Source organism: Kitasatospora sp. NPDC093679 (genome assembly GCF_040683455.1).
In the GTDB taxonomy this organism is placed as follows: domain Bacteria; phylum Actinomycetota; class Actinomycetes; order Streptomycetales; family Streptomycetaceae; genus Kitasatospora; species Kitasatospora arboriphila.
In genome coordinates, this window is record NZ_JBFBDW010000039.1 from 39,572 (window position 1) to 62,126 (window position 22,555).

At 71.6% G+C, this 22,555-nt stretch carries 14 protein-coding genes and 1 pseudogene; 6 read left to right on the plus strand and 9 right to left on the minus strand.

All coding sequences use genetic code 11. From position 1 onward, the window contains the following. Positions 1–1,109: 1,109 nt before the first annotated feature. Positions 1,110–3,464: a bifunctional diguanylate cyclase/phosphodiesterase gene (locus AB0O09_RS27080; RefSeq protein WP_363545537.1), complete on the minus strand. Its 2,355-nt coding sequence runs from the start codon at positions 3,462–3,464 to the stop codon at positions 1,110–1,112. 509 nt (positions 3,465–3,973) lie between these two features. Between AB0O09_RS27080 and AB0O09_RS27085 the strand changes: the two genes are divergently transcribed. Continuing rightward, positions 3,974–7,096, plus strand: coding sequence for an EAL domain-containing protein (locus AB0O09_RS27085; protein WP_363545540.1), 3,123 nt, complete (start codon positions 3,974–3,976; stop codon positions 7,094–7,096). A 49-nt stretch (positions 7,097–7,145) separates the two neighbouring features. On the opposite strand, the gene AB0O09_RS27090 is transcribed toward AB0O09_RS27085, so the two are convergent. Next, positions 7,146–7,982 carry a helix-turn-helix transcriptional regulator gene (locus tag AB0O09_RS27090; RefSeq protein WP_363545543.1) on the minus strand — a complete coding sequence of 279 codons (837 nt, stop codon included), beginning with the start codon at positions 7,980–7,982 and terminating at the stop codon, positions 7,146–7,148. A 295-nt stretch (positions 7,983–8,277) separates the two neighbouring features. Here AB0O09_RS27090 and AB0O09_RS27095 point away from each other — a divergent pair, with 295 nt between their 5' ends. Beyond that, a complete protein-coding gene (locus AB0O09_RS27095) occupies positions 8,278–9,696 on the plus strand; it encodes an amidohydrolase family protein (protein WP_363545546.1) in 1,419 nt (472 codons plus the stop codon). Positions 9,697–9,980: 284 nt separating this feature from the next. Here AB0O09_RS27095 and AB0O09_RS27100 read toward each other — a convergent pair whose 3' ends face one another. The 3 genes from AB0O09_RS27100 to AB0O09_RS27110 all read right to left on the minus strand — a co-directional run bounded on the left by AB0O09_RS27100 (position 9,981) and on the right by AB0O09_RS27110 (position 12,810). Next, positions 9,981–10,286 (minus strand): WhiB family transcriptional regulator, encoded by a 306-nt coding sequence (locus AB0O09_RS27100; protein WP_363545549.1) that lies wholly within the window; start codon positions 10,284–10,286, stop codon positions 9,981–9,983. A 57-nt stretch (positions 10,287–10,343) separates the two neighbouring features. Continuing rightward, on the minus strand, positions 10,344–11,354 hold the full coding sequence (locus AB0O09_RS27105; RefSeq protein WP_363545552.1) for a hypothetical protein: 1,011 nt from the start codon (positions 11,352–11,354) through the stop codon (positions 10,344–10,346). 337 nt (positions 11,355–11,691) lie between these two features. Further along, positions 11,692–12,810 (minus strand): virginiamycin B lyase, encoded by a 1,119-nt coding sequence (locus AB0O09_RS27110; protein ID WP_363545553.1) that lies wholly within the window; start codon positions 12,808–12,810, stop codon positions 11,692–11,694. A 502-nt stretch (positions 12,811–13,312) separates the two neighbouring features. On the opposite strand from AB0O09_RS27110, the gene AB0O09_RS27115 reads away from it, so the two are divergent. Continuing rightward, complete coding sequence (locus tag AB0O09_RS27115; RefSeq protein WP_363545554.1) at positions 13,313–13,843, plus strand: hypothetical protein; 531 nt, start codon at positions 13,313–13,315, stop codon at positions 13,841–13,843. Between the two features lie 28 nt (positions 13,844–13,871). Further along, the gene (locus tag AB0O09_RS27120; RefSeq protein ID WP_363545557.1) at positions 13,872–14,930 is read left to right on the plus strand and encodes a peptidase; all 1,059 of its coding nucleotides are present in this window, start codon (positions 13,872–13,874) and stop codon (positions 14,928–14,930) included. Positions 14,931–14,996: 66 nt separating this feature from the next. Here the strand turns inward: AB0O09_RS27120 and AB0O09_RS27125 are convergent, their stop codons facing one another. Both AB0O09_RS27125 and AB0O09_RS27130 read right to left on the minus strand, forming a co-directional pair. Further along, positions 14,997–16,364, minus strand: coding sequence for a hypothetical protein (locus tag AB0O09_RS27125; RefSeq protein ID WP_363545559.1), 1,368 nt, complete (start codon positions 16,362–16,364; stop codon positions 14,997–14,999). Positions 16,365–16,898: 534 nt separating this feature from the next. Next, complete coding sequence (locus AB0O09_RS27130) at positions 16,899–17,123, minus strand: hypothetical protein (protein ID WP_363545562.1); 225 nt, start codon at positions 17,121–17,123, stop codon at positions 16,899–16,901. Between the two features lie 1,791 nt (positions 17,124–18,914). On the opposite strand from AB0O09_RS27130, the gene AB0O09_RS27135 reads away from it, so the two are divergent. After that, positions 18,915–20,288, plus strand: coding sequence for a hypothetical protein (locus tag AB0O09_RS27135; RefSeq protein WP_363545563.1), 1,374 nt, complete (start codon positions 18,915–18,917; stop codon positions 20,286–20,288). 87 nt (positions 20,289–20,375) lie between these two features. On the opposite strand, the pseudogene AB0O09_RS27140 reads toward AB0O09_RS27135, so the two are convergent. Both AB0O09_RS27140 and AB0O09_RS27145 read right to left on the minus strand, forming a co-directional pair. Then, positions 20,376–21,150 (minus strand): annotated as a pseudogene (locus AB0O09_RS27140) (IS3 family transposase); the annotation flags it as partial. A 21-nt stretch (positions 21,151–21,171) separates the two neighbouring features. Next, positions 21,172–21,666, minus strand: coding sequence for a GNAT family N-acetyltransferase (locus AB0O09_RS27145; RefSeq protein ID WP_363545566.1), 495 nt, complete (start codon positions 21,664–21,666; stop codon positions 21,172–21,174). A 371-nt stretch (positions 21,667–22,037) separates the two neighbouring features. Here AB0O09_RS27145 and AB0O09_RS27150 point away from each other — a divergent pair, with 371 nt between their 5' ends. Next, positions 22,038–22,358 carry a hypothetical protein gene (locus AB0O09_RS27150; protein WP_363545569.1) on the plus strand — a complete coding sequence of 107 codons (321 nt, stop codon included), beginning with the start codon at positions 22,038–22,040 and terminating at the stop codon, positions 22,356–22,358. Positions 22,359–22,555 lie beyond the last annotated feature (197 nt).

Genomic DNA, 22,555 nt, shown 5'->3' on the forward strand with positions numbered 1-22,555 from the left:
GTGGATGGTGTGAGCGGCCGACGTCGTGGCCGGCGCTCCGAGCGGGGTGCCGGCTCGCGGACGGGCGCTGCTCAGGAGTCGCTCCCGCTCTTCCGGCAGCAGGTACGGGCAGTCCCAGCTCCATGCTAGGAGCGGCCGGTGGGGCGTGCGACACGGCGGACGGCAGAGGGCTGACGCGGAGTGGCGGCCGGGCCGCAGGCCCGTTGACGTTCCGTCACCCTTCACCGGACGTCTCCCACCACGCTCCGTTGTACCGTCCGGGGACAAGGTTGTGGTGACGAGGGCGGGGCGGGAGCCGGGTGGGGGGAGCGGGCGCCGTCACCCTCGCGCACGGTGGGCAGCCACGGCGCGTCAGGGTTTCCGTCAACGGCCGCGCGGTCCGCACGGCCGGCGTACGACGGGTGGGGCCGCCGGTGTCGGCGTCGAGTGGCGGGAGAAGCTGAACGGAAATCGAACCTCAGCTGGGCAGGCGGCAGCGTCCGGCCGCGGAGCGGAACGGACATCGTCGGCGGTGAGGGCCGGGGGTCGGACACCCCATGTCATCGAGCCCTTTCAACCCGCGCTCGAAAGGACGTTGATGGCTGCCGGGACCAGCGAGATTGCAGTCGGTGACACCGACTGCAGCCTCGGCTCCGTCGCCCGTTCGGTGAGCGATCTGAAAGGGCTCATTCAGAGGCAATCCCGGTGGTACGGAGGTGTAGGTGGTGCGAGCGGTGGTCACTCGTTGTGGAGGGCTGGGGGCGTACGCCACGTCACCGGGCAGACGGCGCTTTCCCCCTCCGACTCGCCCGGGCCATTACCCGCAGCCGGCGTGAGATCACCGAACGACTGGTGCCTGCACGGCGGTTGCGCTACAACCCCCGCGTGATCAAACGCAAGATGTCCAACCGGGCACTCAAACGCACCGAACACCACGACCCGCCCCGTCCCCACACACCCACCGTGCACCTGGCCGCCCCGACCAAGGCCCACTCCAAATGCGACAAAACATCCTGAATCACCGGTATTGCCTCTAGCTGGGCTATCAGGTCGCAGTCGGCTGGCCGGTCACGCGCCGAACGGCGCCGCCGGATAGGCCGACGATTCAATCCAAGGACAACCGAAGCGTGTCAGGCGTTCGGTCGGGGCAGGCCCTTCGACCGCGCCAGGAGGCGCCTCTCCATCACGCGCCCCGTCATGGGCCGGCCGAAGCGGAGGCCCTGGGCCTGGGGGCAGCCGAGGGCGCGGAGGCGGTCGGCCTGCTCACGGGTGTCGACACCTTCCGCGACGATGTCCAGGCCGAGGCCGCGGCCGAGGTCGACGATGGCCCGCAGCAGAAGGTCGTCCCGGGCTGTTCCGGTACTCCGCACGACGCTGGCGTCGATCTTGAAGACGTCGACCGGGACGTCGTGCAGACGGGTGAGGACGGCTCCGGACCCGAAGCCGCCGACGGAGATGCGGACACCCCGTCCGCGGACCGTCGCCAGCTGGGCCGCGGCGGCCTCCCCGTTGCCGCTGAACGTGCCCTCCCTGATCCCGAGAACCAGCGAGCCTGCATCCAGCCCGCTCTCCCGGAGAGCGTCGGCCACCGAGTCGGCGAACCCCGGGTCCCGTAGCTGGCGATCCGAGACGTTGACCAGGATGTAGATCTCCCGATGCGAGGGGAGCACCTCGTGCCAGCGGCGGGCCTGAAGGCACGCCTGCCGCATCAGCCAGGCGCCGATGGGAATGATCGCGCCCGTCTCCTCGGCGACCGGGACGAACTCGTCGGGCGGGACGGGCCCGCCGTGGGGCCGTGCCCAGCGCAGGAGGGCCTCCACCGCGGCCACGTCGCCCGTGGCCAGCTCGACCACCGGCTGGTAGTACACCAGCAGTTCGTCACGGCTGAGCGCGCTCCCCAGGGGATCCTCCATCCGGGCGCGGAGTCGGGAGGTGTGCCGCATGTGCGGCTCGAAGAGCACCATGCGGTTCTTTCCCTCCGCCTTGGCCACGTAGAGCGCGACGTCGGCGTCCCGCAGCGCGTCCGTCGCCCCGGTCGGCTCCCGGATCAGCCGGGCGCCCACACTCGCGGTCACCTCGATCGAGCGGTGGTCACCGACGACGAACGGGTCCCTGAACTGTCCGAGGATCCGCTCGACGTACTCGCCCAGGTCGTCCTCGCCGAGCTCTTCCACCACCACCGCGAACTCGTCGCCGCCCAGCCGGGCGACCAGATCGCCGCCGCGCACGCCGCCCAGCAGCCGGTGAGCGGCGGCGATCAGCAGCTTGTCACCGGTCGGGTGGCCGAGGGTGTCGTTGACGTCCTTGAAACCGTCGAGGTCCAGCAGGAGGAGCAGCCCGGCGGACGGCGGGACCGGGTGCCGCCGGACCACTGTCTCCAGCCTCTCCTCGAACAGCAGCCGGTTGGCCAGGCCGGTCAACGGATCATGGAAGGCCTGGTGGCTGAGCCGTTGCTGGAGCACCGACTGCTCGCGCAGCGACTCCTCCAGGGCCCGGGCCCTCCCACGCGCCTCGGCCGCTCTGGCCTGGGCGTAGTGGGCCAGCAGGCTGACGCGCAGCACCAGCAGCACGGCGAGTGCGGCCATGATGCCCACCAGGACCGCGATGTGCGTGGCGTCGTCCCTGACCCCCCTGACGTTGCACACCACGATCGCCGGCCCCACCAGGGTGAGCCCGAGCATGGCTGCCAGCCTGGGACGGGAGAGGACCAGCGTTCCGCTCTCCTGGGGTGGCACCTTCCGGGCCACCGACGGGTGCAGAGCCGCTGCCCCCAGACAGGCATAGGAGACCATCCAGCCCACCTCGGAGACGCTTTCCCCGATCGCGCTCCCGGTGGTCGCCACCGTCCCGTAGTACAGGGCATCGGCACCAAGGGTCGTCACCAGCCAGCCGACCAGCAACAGGAAGGAGGGGCCGCGGGGGCCCGCCGTCAGCACCAGACGGGCCGCCAGGCACAGCAGGACCAAGTCGGTCACCGGATAGGCCACCGTCACGGCGAGTGACAACGGGGGGAGCCGGCTACGGGTGTAGGGGCCGAGGATGAAGACCCAGGACAACGTGGCGAATCCCAGCGTGACGATTCCCGCGTCCAGCAGACCGGCCCAGCCCGCCCGGCCGGCCGGGCGGGCTGTGAGCATCAACAGACCGGCGGCGAACAGGAGATAGGCGACGAGGTACAGGCTGTCGACCGGCCCCGGAAACGGCACCTCCTCCCCGCGCACCTGGTACGCCCCCCAGACCGCGTCCGCGGCGGCGTAAGGGACCGTGCCCGCGGCTAGCACGTACCAGGCGGCGGCCGGGGCCGGCCCGTGCATGCGCACACCCGCCACGATCGCGGGGCACGTCGCCGCCGACAGCATCACGGGCAGGACGAAGCGGACGGAGGAGGGCGTGAGCGCGAACGCCACGATCATCGCGGTGCCGGCCACCAGGAACGCCCACCATGCGTCGTCGCGGCGGCTGCACCGGCCGCGAAGCCAGCCCATACGCCCTCCTCACCACCGGGCCGGTGCTCGGAACAGGCGGACCCGCGGGGGCCACCGGCTCGGAGGCGCCGGACCGGATACCTCCAGCCAAGGGCCAACACCCCGAGACCGCAAACCAGGGCTCCCGTCCGACCGCCGGTCAACCGGGCTGACCGGGAGTCACGATCAGTCACCGTGGCCTCGGCCCGGTCGCTCCGAGAGGAACTGAGCACCGGTCAGTCTCCATCACGCGGGGTCGCGGCGACGGGGCCGGTGCGGACTCTCGACCGGGTGGGGCCCCGAAGGGCGGGCGCCCGGTCGGAGGCGACATGACAGCGCGTCACGACGTCGCGCAGGCGCCGGCAGCTACCGTCCGTGTGCGTATGGATTCCGTGAAGTGGGTATACTGAGGATGGGTTTGTGCCGAAAAATTCCCCAGTCGGGACTTCCTCGCGCGGCGCGTCGGAGGTGGCAGGGTTTTGAATACCCAACGGCGCTGGATCCCCTTGATGAGCGGGTTCGGTGTATCGGTGGCCTTGCTCACGGCCCTTTACTACGCGTTCCCGGACCAGCGGCTGATCTTCGTCGGAATCGGACTGGCCGGTGTCATCGGCATGCTGGTAGGTGTCTTCGTCAACCGTCCGTCCCATCAGTTGCCCTGGCTGGTGCTCGCCGCGGCGAACCTCAGCTTCGCAGCGGGCGAAGCGACCCAGATCGTCCTGATCCAGTTCCTGCATGAGGAGAACCCGTTCCCGTCACTCGCGGACGCCTTCTACCTCACGACGTACGGGCTGTACGCGGTAGGGCTGCTGGGCTTCGTCCGCTGGCGTTCGGCCGGGCGCGACCGGGCCAGTCTCATCGACGCACTGATCCTCACGGCCGGCCTGGCCCTGTTGTCCTGGGTCTACCTGATCGTCCCCTACACCCACGTCGCCGGTCTCACCTGGCTCCAGAAGGCGATCTCCGTCGCTTACCCGCTCGGGGACATCCTCGTGCTGGCAGTCCTGCTCCGTCTGCTCGCCCCCCGCGGCGGCAAGAGCCCGTCCCTGGTGCTGCTCGCGGTGGGCACGGTCGGTCTGCTCACCTCCGACATCCTGTACGCCCTCATCCAACTGCACGGAAGCTGGCACACGGGTTCGGCGGTGGAACTGGGCTGGGCCTTGTTCTACGGCGCCTGGGGCGCCGCCGCCATCCACCCTTCCATGGTCACGCTGACCCAGCCCGTCAGGTGGCGCGCCGACACCGCGCGCGGCCGCCTGGGCCTGCTCACGCTCGCCTCGCTGATCGCACCGGCCATGCTCCTGCTGCAGGCCGCACGCGGAGTCACTACGAACGTCGGCGTGATCGGAGCCTTCTCGACCGTCCTGTTCGCGCTGGTGCTCTACCGGCTGGCCGGCGTCGCGGCGACCCACCGGCAGGCCGTGGGCAGGGAACGGGCGCTGCGCATCGCCGTTGCCGCACTGGGGTCCGCGACCGACATCCGGGATACGGCCGCCGCGGTCCGCACCGCCGTCGCCTCGCTGCTGCCGGACGACCAGAGCCACAGTGCACTGCTCGCCATCAGGGACACCGACGTCCTGTGGCTGATCCGCACCGACGACGGGGAGCGCCGCGAGTCGTCCCCGGAGACTGCCCGGGCCGTGCAGGACCTGACGCGGACCGGCCGGGCCCGTCTGGTGAGCCGCGCCGGCCTGCAGGAGGACCTCGCCGCGGAACTCAGTACGGCACCCGGCGCCCTGGTCTGCCCGCTGGCTCTGCCGGACCGCCCGGAGGACCAGACCGCGCCACGCGGCTCCGCGGACCCCGGCACCGGGGCGCTGATCGTGGCCGGGGACGAGCAGCACCTCGTCGTCCTGCAAGACGCGCTGGTCACGCTGACGGGTCAGGCCGCCCTCGCGATCGAACGGATCGCCCTCAGCGAAGAGGTCGACCGGCGCAAGAGCGAAGCCTACTTCCGGACCCTGGTGCAGAACGCCTCCGACGTCATCCTGATCCTCGACGACGACGACAGGATCCGGTATGCCAGCCCGTCGGCCGACCAAGTCCTCGGCCATCCCTCGCTGGAAGGAGTGCAGCTGACAGACCTGATTGCCCCACAGGACACCGGCTCGGTGGTCCACACCCTTGCACAGATGCGGATCCGCGACTGCCAGGGCAGGCGTGACCACTGGCGGATGACACGCGTCGACCACGCAGTCATCGAGGTGGAGGTCAGATGCAGTGACCTGCGGACCGAGGCGACGGTCGGCGGCCTGGTGCTCACCCTCCGGGACGTCACCGAGCAGCGCATGCTCGAACGCGAACTCACCCACCAGGCTTTCCACGACTCGCTCACCGGCCTCGCGAACCGCGTGCTGTTCCAGGACCGGGTCTCCCACGCGCTGACCCAGAGCCAGCGCGAAGGCACCGTGGTCGGCGTGCTCTTCGTCGACATCGACGACTTCAAGGTCGTGAACGACATCCAGGGTCACAGCGTGGGCGACGAGTTACTGGTCGCCGTCGCGCTGCGGCTGTCCTCGACGGTCCGGGCGTCCGACACCGCGGCCCGCATCGGCGGTGACGAGTTCGCTCTGTTGGTGCAGGACTCGGTGACGCGCGGGGACGTCGAGACCTTCGCCGACCACGTGATCAGCGTGTTCGCGGAACCGTTCCGCCTCAGCGTCGGGCCGGTGAGCGTCTACGCGAGCGTAGGCATCGCCACCACCGAGGACAGCATCGACTCGGTCGAACTCCTGACCCACGCCGACCTGGCCCTGTACGCCGCGAAGACGGCCGGCAAGCGCCAGTGGCGCGGGTACCAGCCGGCCTTCCAGAGCGGCATGGCCGAGCGGCACCAGCTCCAGGAGAGCCTCGACAGTTCGCCGGTCGAAACGTCGTTCGTGGTCCTCTACCAGCCCATCGTAGAACTCCCTACCGGGCGGATCGCCGGGTTCGAGGCGCTGGTCCGCTGGCCGCACTCGTCGCGGGGCATGGTGTTCCCGGAACAGTTCATCACCCTGGCGGAGGAGAGCGGCCAGATCGTCCCCCTGGGTGCCTGGGTGCTCGGACAGGCGGCGGCCGAGGAGGTCCGCTGGCGGCAGCTGCCGGGGCCCTGGGGCCCCGACGCACGGTCCGGCGCGCCATACGTGAGTGTCAACGTCTCACCGCGGCAGTTCCGGGACGACGGCTTCCTCGACGCGGTGCACCACACGCTGGAGCTGTCCGGCATCGAGCCGTCCAGCCTGATCCTCGAACTGACCGAGACCGTCCTGATGAGGCACGACGACCGCATCCGGACCGTGATGCACGATCTGACCGACCTCGGTATCCGCATCGCGATCGACGACTTCGGAACCGGCTACTCCTCGTTGAGCTACCTGCGCGAGTTCCCGATCTCGATACTCAAGATCGACAAGTCGTTCATCGACAAGCTCGGGCGTTCCCCGCAGCAGTACGCCCTGGTGGAGGGAATCACCCACCTGGCGGACACCCTTGGAGTCAAGGTGATCGCCGAAGGCGTGGAGAACACGACCCAGCAGGAGCTGCTGATCTCCATGGGCTGCCCGCTCGGCCAGGGCTTCCTGTTCTCCCGGCCGGTCCCGTCCGACCGGGCGGAGGCCCTGATCCTGGCCTCGGCCCTCGAGCCGGCCCCGGCCCGCCGAGTCGAGATCTGATCCAGATCCGCAGACGGTGGCGGAGGTCGGTGGCTCGGGTGATTCTCGCTCATCCCGCAGGCCCGGTCGGTGCCTGCAGTAGTGCCAGGCGTTCGGCGGACGGGCTGCCGGGCACGGCCTGATACACCACCAGCCGTTGGTCGGGGTCGCTGTTGAGGGTGAGTGTCTCGTAGGCCAGCTCGAGGTCGCCGGCCTCGGGGTGGTGCAGCGACTTGGTGCCGGCGGACTTGCTGTGGACGTCGTGCCGTGCCCACAGGACACGGAAGTCGTGGCTGTGGAGGGAGAGTTCACCGACGAGGACGGCCAGCCGGAGGTCGTGGCGGTCTCTGCCGGCGGCGCTGCGCAGGGACGAGACAGCGGCTCGGGCGGCCGCTTCCCAGTCCTGGTGGAAGGACCGGGCGGCCTTGTCGAGGAAGGTCATTCGCACCAGGTTGTCCACCTGTGCGAACCCGCGGTAGAGGGCGGCGGCGTGCGGGTTGAGCGCCAGGACGTCCAGTGTCCGGCCGACGACCAGGGCGGGTGTGGGCAGGGCCGCCACGAGTTGCCGCAGCGCGGGCACGGCCCCTTCGCGGGCGCGCCGTCGCTGGGGGGCAGGTGGTGCGGCGAGGCCGGCCAAGTGCTCGACGGCGTCTCCGTCCAGGCCGAGCGCGCGTGCGACTGCCTGCAGCAACTGCGGTGAGGGGTTACGCTCCCGGCCCTGTTCGAGGCGGGTGTAGTAGTCGGTGCTGACCCCGGCGAGCCGGGCGACCTCCTCCCGGCGCAGGCCCGGCACCCGCCGGTGGCCGACCGCGCTCACCCCCGCCCGGTCCGGGGCCAGTTGGGCTCGGCGGGCCCGCAGGTACTCTCCGAGCGCATTGTCGCGCCGCGGGGACAGGTCGGTGTGCATGGCCGAAGGCTACGGGCCCCACCCCGACCGGCAGAAGCCGTGAGAGGGGGTGCACCACACCCAGGCAACCCCGCACCCACGGTGGGGCGCACCCCCGGTGAACCCCGGCCTGGAAGCCCGTCCCGCAGCCTGCCACGTTGGAGCACGGGGCACTGCGCCGGCCACCCCGGGAGCCGGCCGCACCCCGCCAGCCGGCGGGCTCGGCCGGGAGCCGATCCGCACCCTGCCCGGCCCGCCGAGCCGGCACCGGCCGCCGCATGCCCCACCACTCGGCCCGCCTTCGAAACGGACTTCTGTGCATCCTGTTCACCGCCCGACCGACACCTCCCGCCCGGCCCTCCTCGACCGCCTGCGGCAAACCGCCGACCACCCGGCACGCCGCATCCTGTTCACCGGCGCCACGATCCTCACCATGGACCCGGCCCTGGGCACCCTCGACCGCGGCGACCTGCTCGTCACCGGCAGCACCGTCACCGCCGTCGCCCCCGACCTGCAGTCCGCCGGCGCCACCGACGACGCCATCGTGGTCGACGCCGCCGGCACCCTCCTCCTCCCCGGCTTCGTCGACACCCACCGCCACGCCTGGCAGGCCCAACTACGCCGCACCATCCCCGACGTCGACGACCTCGCCGGCTACCTGACCACCACCCTCGCCCGCTGCGCCCCGGCCTACCTGCCCGAGGACATGTACACAGGCACCCGACTGGCCGCACTCGGCGCTGTGGACGCAGGCATCACCACGATGCTGGACTTCTCCCACAACTCCCGAAGCACAGAACACTCCGACGCCGCCGTCCAAGCCCTCCTCGACACCGGCATCCGCGGCATCCACGCCGCGATGGCACCGCACTTCGGCGCCTGGGACCGGCAGTGGCCGGCCGACCTCGCCAGGCTGCGCGACCGCTTCGCCCATCCGCTGCTCACCTTCCGCCTCGCCGCCCTCGCCACCGACGAGATCGCCGGCCCCGGACTCGCCCACGGACCGGGCCTTGCCCGCACCGCCCGCGAACTCGGCATCGGTGTGAGCGTGGACGCGGTGTTCGGTGCCCCGTCCTCGCAGGCGATCCTCGATTGGGCGCGGGCGGGTCTGCTCGACGAACAGGTGCAGCTGATCCACGCCACCGGCCTGAGCCAGGACGCCTGGCGGACGATCGCGGCGACCGGAGCCACGGTCTCGCTAGCGCCCACCTCCGAGCCGCAGATCGGCCTGGACAGCGCCGTACCCGCCATCGACGAGGCACTCGCCGTCGGGGTGCGCCCCGGCCTGAGCATCGACGTCGAAGTCGCCCTGGCCGGCGACATGTTCACCCAGATGCGGGCCCTCCTGGCGATCCAGCGGATGCGGGCCGTGAACGCCGCCCACACATCGGGCGCCCCGGGCCCGGTGCCCGCCCGCATCCGCACCGGGGACGTCCTGGACTTCGCCACCCTGCAGGGTGCACACACCTGCGGCCTCGGGGAAACCACCGGCTCACTGACTCCCGGCAAGCAGGCAGACCTAATTCTCCTCACCGCGGACGAGATCAACAACCTGCCGCTGAACGACCCCACCGGGACGGTGGTCCTCGGCTGCGACACCCGCAACGTGGACACCGTCCTGATCGCCGGACGGATCCGCAAGTGGGCCGGCCGCCTCCTGGACGCCGACCTGCCCGCGCTGCGCGCCGAGGCGGCGGCCTCGCGCGGCCGTATCCTCCGTGCGGCCGCCAGCTGACACCGCCACCCCGGCCTCGGTTGTTGAGGCTGGCACTTTCGGCCGAGCGGCCTTCGGCGGACCCGGCCCTGACGGCGAGACGCATCCGTTGCTCAGTCCCTGCGGCAGACACTCGGAGGTCAGCGGGGCGCCGGGCGACCGGCCTGGCGCTCTGGGTTGGTACGCCTGGGGGAGAAGGGGGCCACGCCGCGCTGGTGCGGCGTGGCCATGGCGGCTTCGGGGGGCTGGTGGCCGCGGGGGGAGTGGTGCCTCGCCCCCGCGGCCGATGCCAAACCGTGTCGCGGTCAGCCGGCGCGGGCCATGTCGCAGGCCTGGCGCTCGTGTTCGCTTCTTGCGGCTTCCAGCAGGGCACGCCAGGAGGCAACGGTGGGGCGGCTGCGCAGCAGGGCACGGCGCTCGCGTTCGGTCATTCCACCCCAGACTCCGTGTTCGACGCGGTGGTCGAGGGCGTGGGCGAGGCACTCGGTCCGCACGAGGCAAGCGCCGCAGACCGTCTTGGCCCGGTTCTGGGCGGCTCCGTCCACGAAGAGATCGTCCGGGTCGGGGAAGCGGCATGCCGCATCACGGTTCCAGTCGCTGTCCGGCGCCAACACTGCGTCGCCCGTCCTCTCGTCGTTTTGATCGCCTAATGCCCGCTACGTGCACGGTTATGCGAAGCGAGACGGTGGGGAAATCCGCTGAAGGCCCGTAAGGGGAGAGAGCTCGGAGGACACCGGTGCGGTGTCCGCGGGTTCGAACAGGGCTTCCAGCAGGTTCCCGGCGCGGAGCGCCAGCGGGCGGGGCACGACTTCGGTCTCCTCGATACGGGGCAGAGCGCGGACGATCTCCAGAAGGATCCCGTTCGGATCCTCGGCGGCGCCCATCAGGCACAGCAGGCTGCGGACGGTGTAGCTGTGCAGGTCGCCCGCATGGTGGGCGGTGGCGGCCTCGGGGACCGGCCCGGTGCTGAAGGCGGCCAGCTCGGCGGCGACACGTTGCGCCGGCGGCAGGGCGGGCGCGGCGGCCGGGTGCTCGCCGTCGAGGCGGGCCAGCAGCGGGGGCAGGGCTGCTTCGGCCTCTTCGGGGAACCAGCCGAGGAGGTACGCGGTGCTGGTGCGGATCTCCGGGGCCGGGTCGCCGAGCAGTTCGAGCAGGACGGGGAGTTGGGCGCGGACCGCGTCGTAGGAGCGCAGTGCGCCCTCGTGGGCGTCGACGGGGTGCCCCGCCGCGCAGTACGCCCGTCCGTCGCGCAGCTTCTTCAGCCGCTCCTCGTCGGTCTCGGCGGCGATCTGCTCTTCGTACCGGCGCATGGACTCTTCGGGGCTGATGGCCGCGGCGCGCCACGCGGCGGTGCCGATGCCGAGCGGGAGGTCGTACTCGTCGTGCCGGTCGACGGCCAGACGGGTCAGCAGCAGCCGCGCGTCGACTCGGGCGTCAGCCCGGCCTGCGACGGCGATCCGGGTGAGGAACGGCACGGCGTACGGAGAGGCCGAGTACCGGCTGCCTTGGTGGAAGATGTTGCCGAACAGGCTGCGGAAGGCGTTCTCCCGGGCCTCATCGTCCGGTCCGCACACCGTCCGGAGCCGGCCGGGCACGTCTTCGGCGCTGCCGTAGGCGTGTCCCAAGGCCGCCCGGTCGATGTCGTCCAGCCCTGCCAGGAGATCGTCGGATCGCTTCACGATCCGTATGCTCGCAGGCAGCACGGACGTTGCGGCGCGCCTCGGCCTGCCCGTCGTCATCAAGCCGCCGCGTACGGCTCGATCGGCGTGCCGGTCTTCCGCGACCGGGCTTCCCCCTCCTACGAGGCGGGGTTGTTCGGCCGTTGGTGTCCGACCGTTGATGTCCGGCCGCGGGGAGGGGCCGGCCGTCCCCCCCCCGTCGGGTCGCCGTCTGCCGGTGAGCCCGCGTCACGGGGCCGGTCGGCGGCGCTCCCACCGGTCCGGGCTGCTCCCACCGCCCGAACCGGTGCTCCCACCATCCGGGCGGTTCCCTGTTGCCGCCCGGATGGCTGCTCGGTCAGGGAGCGACCTGTCCGATCTGACTTGCGGAGTTCTCGGTGAACCAGAGGTCGCCGTCGGATCCGGTGGCGATCTCCAGCGGGTTCGAGTCGGACGTCGTGATCGCCGCCTCGGTGATCGTGCCGCCGGTGGTGATCCGGCCGATGTCGTTGCCGAGGTTCTCGGTGAACCACAGGGCGCCGTCCGGGCCGTTGGTGATGCCCCACGGGAACGGGAAGACGACGTCGGTGAGGCTGTAACCGGTGAACGATCCGCCGGTGGTGACCTTCCCGATCTGCGAAGCCCCGGCGTCGGTGAACCACAGGTTGTCGTCCGGCCCGGCGGTGATGCCGATGGGCAGCGAGTCCATGGCGGGGACGGCGTACTCGGTGACCGCGCCGCCGGTGGTGATCCGGCCGATGCTGCCGTTCAGCACCTCGGTGAACCACAGGGCGCCGTCGGAGCCGGTGGTGATGCTCAGCGGGTAGGCGGCGGTGGTGACCGCGTACTCGGTGATCGTGCCGCCGGTGGTGATCCGGCCGATGTTGCTGGCGCCGGGCTCGGCGAACCACAGGGCGCCGTCGGGACCCGCGGTGATGCCCCACGGGTAGGCGCCGGAGGTCGGCAGCGTGTACTCGGTGAACGAGCCGCCGGTGGTGACCCGGCCGATCTTGTCGGTGTTCGACTCGGTGAACCACAGGGCACCGTCAGGCCCGACGGTGATCCCGGCCGGTCCGGCGCCGCCGGTGGGCACCGCGTACTCGGTGAACGAGCCGCCCGTGGTCAGGCGCCCCACCGCGTTCGCGGAGTTCTCGGTGAACCACAGCGCGTCGTCCGGCCCCGCGGTGATCCCGGCCGGGCCCGAGGAGGAGGTGGGCGTCGCCCATTCGGTGATGGAGGTGATCCGGTGGGTCTGCGACGGCGGCCTGCCCGGCCGGCCGCCGTGCCGGGCGAGGCAGTCCAGGAGTCCCCCCGGCCCCCCGTGCCGCAGACAGGACTTCACCCACGGCCGCACGGGAGCGGGGCGGATCGGGGCGTCACCGAAGGCGACGGTGCTGGGCGCGCAGACGGCGCCCGTCAGGGCCAGTACGGCGAGCGCACGACAGAGCCGCCTGAGACGGCTGGGACGGTGGGACATGGGACACCTTTCGGATGAGGACACCGCGACCCCGGGCGCCGGGTCGGGTCGGGCACGCGCCACCGCCAGCGCCCGGCTCGCGGGGGTAGGAACCCGCGCGGCCGCCGGACTGCGCGACACGAGGGCGCGCGGACCTGAGACCGCTCACGCGATCGCGCCGCGCACGCACAATCCCCGCCGAGCCGGCGGGGAAACAGTGATACGGGTGATATCCCAGAATTTTCAGCAATCCGGGTCAAGGTGCGACAAGTGATACTTGAAGAACTTTCCCGATGCGGATTCAGGCGAGGACTCGGGGCCCGAAAGAACGTATTTTCGTCGGCGGTTCACGGGGGTTGATGATACGTTCGTCGCCAGGCCCGACCGGGCCTCAGGACAGTGCCCAGCCGGACGGGCGACGAGGCGTTTCGATGCCATGCTTATACGGATAATTATCTGGGTCGCCGACGGGGAGGCATTCGAAATCGCTGCTGTCCATACTTGGCCGAGAAGGAGAAAGTCCATGCGTATCCGATATTCCGTGGCCGCCGGCGCTGCGGCCGTCGTCGCCGTCGCCGGAGTGGCCAACGCCGCCGACACGACGGTCACGTTCTCCGTCTCGGGCGGAGCACTCTCGATCTCCGTCCCGAGTTCGGCGAGCCTGGGCGCCGGGCTGCCCGGAAACACCGTCAGCGCGCAGCTGGGCGCCGTCACCGCCACCGACGCCCGCGCCCTGCTCACCGCTTCCTGGGTCGCGTCCGTGACCTCCACCAGTTTCACGACGGGCGGCGGCACACCGGCGGAGACCGTTCCGAACAGCGCGGTCTCCTACTGGTCGGGGGCGGCGACCGCCACCACCGGCACGGGCACCTTCACCCCCGGCCAGGCCACGGCCGGCAACGCCCAGACCCTCAGCAGCAGCCGCACCGCCTTCAGCCTCTCCGGCGGTACCGGAAACAACTCCGCCACGTGGAACCCCACGATCGTCGTCGCGCTCCCCGCCGCCGCGGTGAACGGTACCTACACCGGGACGGTGACACATTCGATCGCCTAGCCCGGCGCGTGCGCTGAGCGCGGCCGCGGTGGTGCTCGCGCTGGCCTGTGGCCCGGGTGCCGCCGCAGCCGCCCGCCCCGTCCAGGCGGCGCCGTCCACCGGGGGCAGCATCGGCCTCAAGCTCCTCGATGCGCCCCGCGGCCGGGAAGCCGACCCCCGCGCGCACATGTACATCGTCGACCATCTCGCGCCCGGCACCGTCATCCACCGCAGGCTGCAGGTGACGAACACCTCCGACACCGACCAGCGCGTCGACCTCTACGCCGCCTCCGCCGAGATCGACGGCGGCACCTTCACCGTCGAACCCGACCGCACCCCGAACGAGCTCACGACCTGGGTCTCGGTCGACGACTGCGCCGCGAGCAAGGCGGCATCCGCCGCCCCCGGGGAGTGCGGCACCGCGCGCGAGGACGGGGCGAGCGGGCCGCCGGCGCCGCGCTCCCTGGTGCGCGACGTCCCGGCGCACGGCACGGCCGTGGTCGACGTCAGCGTCCGGGTCCCGCCGAAGGCGTCCGCCGGCGAGCGGTACGCCGTCGTGTGGGCGCAGGTCGCGGGTCCCGCCGATCCGGCCGGGAACGTCCGCGTGGTCAACAGGGTCGGAGTACGGATCTACCTCGACGTCGGCCCCGGGGGCGAGCCGCCGTCCGACTTCCGGATCGGGGAGGTGACTCCCGCCCGTGCCCCCGACGGCACCCCCGAGGTGGTGGCGACCGTCCGCAACACCGGCGCGCGCGCCCTCGACATGACCGGATCGGTGTCTGTGTCCGAGGGGCCGGGGTCGCTCAGCGCCGGTCCCTTCCCCGTGAACCTCGGCACCACCCTCGGCATCGGCGACACCGGGCGTGTCACGGTCTTGCTGGACCGGCAGCTCCCGGCGGGCCCGTGGAAGGTCCGCCTCACCCTGGCCAGCGGCATGGTCCGGCACACCGTCACCGCCACCGTGACCTTCCCCGCCGGCCCCGCCGCCGGCGCGCCGGTCACCCCGGACGCGGTGGACTCCGCCTCGATGGCACCGGGCATCTCCGCCGTCGCCCTGGCCGTCATCGTCCTGGCCGCGTTCGGCTACAGGGTGATGCGCCGCCGATGAACGGGCTGAGGCCACGCTCCCGCGCCCGTCGGCACAGTGGCCGGCGGGCGCGTCGGCGCGGGGGCGTCAGGCAACGGAGTGGGTCACGGTGCCGGTGTAGGTGCCGGCCACGGCGGCGGCGGGGATCGTGACCACCGCTGTGGGGGTCCAACTCGCCGAGCTGTTCCCGTTGCCGGTGGAGCTGAAGGCGGTTCTCGAGCTGCTGAGTGCCTGTTTGCCGGTGGCGTCGGACTGGCCCGGTGTCACGATGACGGTGCCGTTGACGTTGGTCGCCTGCCCGGACCAGTAGGAGACGTTCGCGGTGGTGATGGTCTGGGCGGGTGCGCCGGTGCCGGTGGTGAAGTTGGTGGCGGACACCGTCGCGGTCCAGGTGCTGTTGGCCAGTCCTCGCTGGTCCGTGATGGTCACCTGGCCGAGGCCTGCGCTGAGGGTGCCACCGGGCGCCGCGCTGCCGAGGGAAGCGGTGGTGGGCAGGGTGATCGACAGGGTGCCGTTGTTGGGGATGACGCTGATCTGGGTGCTGTTGCTGCCGCTGGTCTCGATGGTGTCCACGACCGCGCGGGTGAAGCTGGCCTTGCCGCCGCCGGCGGCCGACAGCTTCCCGGCGGCGGTGTAGATCGCGCCGCCTGCGGTGATCTGCGTGCCGTTTCCCGAGACCGCGACGCCCGCGGTGTTGTTGCGGTCGGCGATGAACGTCATGCCGGAGAAGGCCCCGGTGGTCGGTGCGCTGAGCGTGGTCTTGCCGCCGGTCTGGTCGGTGAAGGCCGCACCACTGGTGCCCGCCGCGCACGCGGTCGGGTAGGACGGGCAGGCGAGGTAGATCGTCACTCCCGTGCCGACCAGCTTCCCGCCGGAGATCGTCATGCCGACGGTGGCGGTGATGACGTAGGTGCCGGGGTTGAGGGTGAGGGTGCCGCCCAGGTTCGTGATGCTGGTGTAGACCCCCGGGTTGATCGTCTGGTTCCCGGTGACGTGGTTGACGGTGGGGTAGGGCGCGGCCGGTGTGGTGGGGCAGGCCGTGGCGGCCGGGCACTGGGCCAAGGCGGCGTACGGGTCGGTGCCGGCGGCCTGGTTGGTCGGGGCCGGGCTGTACGCGCCGCCGCCCGAGGCGGCGAAGCCGGCCGGCGCCGCCGGGCCGCCGATGGTGCCGCCGCTCGCGATGACCGTGGTGGTGCCGCTGACGAGAGCGGCCTGACTGTTCGTCGAGTTGACCAGAATACTGCCGGTGACCTGCAGGCTTCCGGGGTGGACGTACAGGGCGTTCGCGGCGTTCGGGCTGAGGACGCACAGGCTCGCCGTGCACTCGCCCGCGGCCCGCGCGAGAGGGGACGGACCGGCCACGGCCCAGGCCAGCGCGGACACGAAGGCGAGCACCGCGGCGCAGACCGCCCGGGGCGCGCAGCGCCGTCTGCGGCCGCGTCCACGCGCGGACACGGGGCCGGGCCCGGGGAGCGGGGACGCGTCAGGGCGGCGCCCCGACCGGTCGGCGGTGAGTTTCATCGTCACGTCCACCAACGTCGCCATGGCCGAAAACGTATCAAATGAATTGTGCACGGTCATATATTCCTGGCAAGTGTAGCCATTGCGGCGTGTCGGACCGCCTGCCGGCAGAATTGACCCGCCCGGGCGCCGGCAGTCCTCTTCGGCGAGCTTGCGGTCGACCACCCTGTGTGCGGGGGGATGTGATCATGTTTCAGGCGCGCCGGCTTGAACGGATGCCATTCCCGTGGAATCCAGCAGACCGCTGGTCATGGATATTGTTTTCGGCGCCGATGGTTTCGGGAACGAATCGCCGGGCGTCATTCCCCGACCGGTGTGCTCAGCCGGGTCGCGGCAGCTGGGGGGCCGCCAGCCGCCGGCCGCCGTCGGATGGTCCGCCGCCCACCCGGGAGAATCCGGCCTGTCGAGCCGTGGTGCGTACCGGGCGTGGAAGCGCTCCGTACCCCGCCGTGGGGCAGGGGGCGTCCTTCAGGACAGGTGCGGTGCGGGGCCGAGCTCCGCGGCGATCTCGTCGCTGTGGATCACGGCGAGTTGGAGCAGCTCGGAGACGATGCGGTGTTTCGGCTCGCGGGTCTGCCAGTAGATGCGGTCGACCGCGGCGGCGAACGCGGCACTGGCCTCGTTCGAGACGTACCAGCTGCGGCGGGTCATCCCGGTCGTCTCCGCGTGCTCCGTCTCGGGAAGCGGACTCACGCTGTCTCCACTCATCAGTCGTCCTCGACTCCGTCGAACTGGCGCCCGGACTCTCCGGGTTGTGGCCGGACGCCGTCCCGTGCGGCACGACGGAACGGCGCGTGTGGTGCTGTGGGACGGCCGTCGGCGGCCCTCCCGGGGCCGGCACCCGCCCCAGGGCGGCACCATGAGAAGGAGGCCGACGCCGTGACGTCGTTCGCCCCCTTGATGCCGCATGCGATTCCCGGCCGCGACGGTGCCGGCGGCCCAGGGCCCGGTGAACGGGCGCGTCCTGGCGCGCGGGGGAGGGGCGGCGGCCTTGAGGGTCCCGGACGTCCCCGGCGCGGCGCCGGTCCGGTGCGGGTCGAATCCGTCGCGGATCTCCGGACCTCCCCGGCTGGGCGCCGGTGCCGGCCGGTGGGCGCGGTGGCGGTCGCGGCGGCGACGGTGGGAGCGGTGGTGGGGCGTTCCCGTCGACGCCGATCGCGATCGTTTTGATCCTGACCTCCTGGCCGGGGCGGACGGGGACATAGCCGTGGACCGGGTTCCACGATCCCCTGGGCGTTGGGGCATCTGGACCTTCATCGTGCGGTGCTCACAGGCCTTTCCGATTCGATGTCTTCGGTGTTTCACCGCCTCGGGTGAAAAAGTTGCCCCGGGCGGGGGAGGAGATTCCTTGGATTACCTACAAGGCAAGCAGATTGAGTGACGCCATGCCCGGCTGGGGGACAACTGGCCGACCGGCGAGCGGCGTTGATAACTCGATCGCCGATTTCCCCGGCAAGCGCTCGCTGGAATTCCGGCAGTCCAGGCCGTTGGGTGGGTCGCCTGCCAGGGGAACGTGCGAGGTGAACTCCCGTGTGGAAGGCAGATGTTGGCCGGTGATCGGGAGCGTTGCGGCCGCCCCGGACATCCCGGGAAGAAGCGTCTTGGACGAGTCCCCGGGGTTCCGGTGCCGGCCGATTTCGACGAGCATGACTGCGTAAGGTCTGATCTCTCATCCGTTGCCCTCCGATGAGAAGACACCTGCTGCTGTCGCTGCTCCCGTACCCGGGGGACCGCCCCCGGGCATGTAGGCCGTGATGGTGGCCTGCGGGACCGACACCGCAGACCCCGCCCCGTCCTGGTCGCCGGCTACGAGGGGCTGCCCGTTCACCACCGCCGAACTCCTCGCCCAGGACGACGGTCACTTCATGGGACCCGCCCTGTCCCGGCCCGAGCTCGCCGCCGCCGACCTTCCGCCCGGCCCCGGCACGCTTGACACCGACGTCCTCGATACGCGCGCGCCCTCTCGAAAGGCCTAGTCCGGGAACAGGTCCGTGTGGGTCGGGTGTGGATGGATCGGGTGGTGGGGAACGGGGTGGGCGCGCATTGGTGGTCCCGGCCGGTGCTGCGCTGGCTCTCTGCTGCGCCCGGCCGGTGGCCGGTCGTGGCTGCCGCCCATGGGCGGGGAGGTGGAGCGAGCAAGTCCGTCCCATGGCTTGAGCGGTGATGGGTATTTCAACGGCTGTGCCTACTCTCGATTCCCCAGGCCGGGCCGCGTGCGCGCCTCCCACCGCCCTCGCTCCAGTCACCCTAGGGTCGGGCGGGAAACCGGTTGAGCCGGATTCGCTTCCTCGGGCACTCGGTCCGGCGGCTCCCTGCGCGGCCGGACCGCGGTGTTTCTACAGGCCGCGCGGACCTGTGCAGGCTCATCCGGTGAGCCACCGCCTTCGCGGCCGCAGCGGTCGCCCGCCCCGTCAAAGACGGCGGTAAGGGCCGCCCCAGTCGGGTCAGTCCGGTCCGTTCACAGAAGAAGGGCACGCAGCGGGCATGAGAGACAGGTTCGGTGCGCCGCTCATCCAGCTGCGGGAGCGCCTGCAAAACGGCACCAGCGGCCAAGTCGGCGGTACGGCGCTGGTGCGCAACGGGCGGATCCTGGCCGCCAGCGCGGTGCTGGCGGCCGGCCTGGGTGCCCTGTTCTGGCTGCTCGCGGCCCGCTGGTTCAACACGGAGGTGGTCGGGCGCAGCTATGCGCTGCTGTCGGCTGCGATGCTGCTGGCCACCCTCGGCTCGCTCAACCTGGGCGATGTGCTGGTGCGCTTCCTGCCGACCGCAGGCTCACGCAGCCGGTACCTGGTGGTCCGCTGCTACACGATCTCCACCGCGGTCGGCGCCGCAGTGGCGACCGGTTTTGTGCTGCTCGCCCCGACCCTCGCGCCGGGCCTGATCGAGCTGCGCGAGCCGTGGTCGGCGATCCTGTTCATCGCCGCGACCTCCGCCTACACCGTCTTCGTGCTGCAGGACGGCGCACTGACGGGTCTGCGCCAGCCGGGCTGGGTGCTGGGCGAGAACCTGATCTTCGCCATCGCCAAGGCTGTCGCCCTCGCCCTGTGCGCGATCCTGGCCCTCGGCACGGGCATCATGCTGTCCTGGGCGGCTGGCCTGGTGCTCGCAGTGACAGTGGCGAACACGGTGCTCTTCGCCCGCGCCCTGCCCACCGCCCACCCCGCTCCCGGCAGCGGTGCTCGGGCCGCTTCTACACGGCCCGGCCGGATGGCCCGCTACGCCGCCGCCGACTACGTCGGCCAACTCGGCCAGACCGCGGTCTCCAAATCCCTGCCGCTCCTCCTCCTCGCCCAACTCGGCGCCGACGAGACCGCCTACTACTCCCTCGCATACCTGATCACCGACACCCTCTACCAGGCCGCCTACGCCATGGGACAGTCCCTCACCGTCGAAGGCGCCGCCGAACCCCACCGCCTCGCCGAACACGCCCGCCACACGCTGCGCCACACCGCCCTCCTGATCACCCCCGCAACCATCGTGGCGGTGGCCGCGGCCCCGTGGATCCTCGACCTCTTCGGCCCCGACTACGCCACCCACGGCACCACCGTGCTGCGCCTGATGGCCCTCTCCGCGGTGCCGAACGTGCTGTTCGGCGTCGCCGTCCACGTCGCCCGCGTCCGCCAGGCCCTCGCCTTCCTGACCGGTCTGCAGCTCACCTTCGCCGCCCTGCTGCTGGTCCTGACGCTGATGCTGATGCCCCGCTACGGCCTCACCGGCGTCGGCGCAGCCTGGCTGGCCACCGCCTGCGCCCTCGCACTGGTCCTGGCCGCCACCGCACCGCGCTGGCTGACCGCCCGCCCCAGCCTTGAAAGCTCGCGTCCCACCGGCTCCCCCAGCGACATGGACACCCCTCCTTGAAAATCGCGGATTCCACCGGCACGGCCGTTCCAAGCGGGGGCACGCGGAAGATGAGGTGACCACCGGAGGGTGGACACAGGGGTTCCATGCCGCGAGGGAAAGTTCAGCCAGGCCGTGGTGCTGGCGTTCGAGCTCCAGTGGGGGTGAGGTAGCCGATCGAGCTGTGGCGTCGGCGGGCGTTGTAGTAGGTGAGCCAGCGGAACACCTCGATCCTGGCCTGGGCCATGGTCGGGAACTGCCTTCCGGCTTCGCGTTCGAGGCCCTGCCGCAGGCTCTCGGCCAGGGCATTGTCGTAGCTCGAGCCGACCCGGCCCATGGAGCGTCGAACGCCGTGGTGGTCGCAGACACGGGCGAACGCGGCAGAGGTGTATTGCGATCCGCGGTCCGCATGGAACACCACGCCGGTCACGTTGCCGCCCCGGGCCGCGACAGCGGCTTGGAGCGCATCGATGACGAGTCCGGCGCGCATGTGGGTGGCCATCGACCAGCCCACCACCCGGCGCGAGCGGATGTCGATCATGCGGGCCAGGAACAGCCGTGTGCTTCCGACCTGCAGATACGTGGTGTCGCCGCACCAGCGTTCGTCGAGCCAGCCTGCGGTGAAGGCCCGCTCGATCAGGTCCGGGACCGGCGGCGCGGTCCGGTCCGGGATCGTGGTGCGCTTGCGTCGCCGCAGGTGCCTTCCGACGATGTGGCGCTCGCGTATCAGCCGGGCGACCCGCTTGCGGTTGACCTTCCGGCCGCCGGCCCGCAGTTCGGCATGGATACGGCGGGCGCCGTAGGCTTCGCGGTGCTCGGCGTGGACCTCCATGATCTCGGCGACCAGGGCCTCGTCCTCGGCCCGGCGCGCCTCGCGGGCGGGCGGCGGCGAGCCGGCGGGGGGCTATGGCCGGTCGGTCGGGGCCGGTCCGGTGCCGTCGTCGGAGGGCAGGTCCCGCTCGTAGTGGACGAAGCGGTCGGCCGGGACGAAGGTGTCGTAGAGGCGGCGGGCGGGGTTGTCGTGCGCGGTGAGCCAGTGCAGGCGGGCCCAACCGCGGGCGGTGGCGAGGTCGAAGAGATCCTGGAGGAGCAGGCGGCCCGCCCCGAGCCCGCGGTGGGCGGGGTCCACGAAGAGGTCCTCCAGGTAGCAGACCTGGCCGGTGAGCCACGTGCTGTGGTGGAGCACGCTGTTGGTGATGCCGATGACCGTGCCGTCGTGCTCGGCGACGCGGCCCAGTATTGGCTGGTGCGGATCGAGGAGCCGTCGCCAGGTGGTGTCGGTGACCGCTGCGGGCACGGTGGAATCGTAGAAGTCGAGGTACCCGGCCCACAGTCGGCGCCAGTCCTTCTCGTCGGCCGCGGCGAGGTCACGGATGGTGATCATAGGGGTTTCGGACATCCGGGCTCCAGGTGAGCGTGGTCGGGGGCGCTTGTGGGCGAGCGGGCCGTGGTGACGGCGAGCACAGCGAGAGTCTCGCCCAGGTCCTCCACCCCGCTCCACCCGGGGTGCAGCGAAAGTCGTCCACCGTCCTGCTGCGCCCGCGGTAGGGCCGTGCCGCGGAGCGCGGGCCGGTCCGGCCTCGGGCGGCTGGTGCTCGCGGGTGCGGTCACCGGACGGCGGCAGTGGGGGTCGGCGTCGAAAGAGGGTTCCGCAGGGCCGCCGACGACACCCGGTGGCCCCTGGCCGAAGGCCGCCGGGAGAGCCCTCGGGGCGCCGCAGCCGGGTCGACGGCTGTGCAGGTTCTTCCGGCCGGCTTCAGGCTGGAGTGCGTGAGCGAGCGCTTCTACGACGGCGAAGCCGTCCTGCACATCGGCGGAGCACAGTACCGGTGCCGGGCCTCACTGGTCTGGTGGACAGACCCGGCCCCCGCCCCAGTACAGGCCATAGCGCCGGCCCGCGGGCCGCAAGGTCTGGGCCGGTGGGAGGGCAAGCTCCGCCTGCACAGCGAGGACGACGCCGCCAGCGCCTGGTTCGCCTCCGACGAGCGCCATGCCCTCGTCCTCGTCCAGGGCCGGTTCGCCGCGGTGACGGTGGCCGACATGGACGGCCCGTTCCTGCTCGTGGACGGCGCCGGATCCCCGCCCTTCTGACCCCCTGGAAGGCACCGTGCCTCCCCCGTGCGCGCACGGGAACCCCTGCGTGTCGAGTCCCGCCGCGGACGCGTATCCGGTTGCGAATTTCGGCTCTGGCCGGGCTGTCTCGCGGCCGGTCGAGCGCCTCTGCGGCGGGCCGGGGCCGAGGCGTGGCTCCGGGGTCGGGCCGACGGCGGGCAGCGGGCGGTACACGG

Excerpts from the sequence above, each read along its gene's own strand:
- AB0O09_RS27145 (WP_363545566.1), bottom strand. The coding sequence starts at position 21,666 with ATGTCCGAAACCCCTATGATCACCATCCGTGACCTCGCCGCGGCCGAC.
- AB0O09_RS27090 (WP_363545543.1), bottom strand. The coding sequence starts at position 7,982 with ATGCACACCGACCTGTCCCCGCGGCGCGACAATGCGCTCGGAGAGTAC.
- AB0O09_RS27115 (WP_363545554.1), top strand. The coding sequence starts at position 13,313 with ATGCGTATCCGATATTCCGTGGCCGCCGGCGCTGCGGCCGTCGTCGCC.
- AB0O09_RS27080 (WP_363545537.1), bottom strand. The coding sequence starts at position 3,464 with ATGGGCTGGCTTCGCGGCCGGTGCAGCCGCCGCGACGACGCATGGTGG.
- AB0O09_RS27135 (WP_363545563.1), top strand. The coding sequence starts at position 18,915 with ATGAGAGACAGGTTCGGTGCGCCGCTCATCCAGCTGCGGGAGCGCCTG.
- AB0O09_RS27110 (WP_363545553.1), bottom strand. The coding sequence starts at position 12,810 with ATGTCCCACCGTCCCAGCCGTCTCAGGCGGCTCTGTCGTGCGCTCGCC.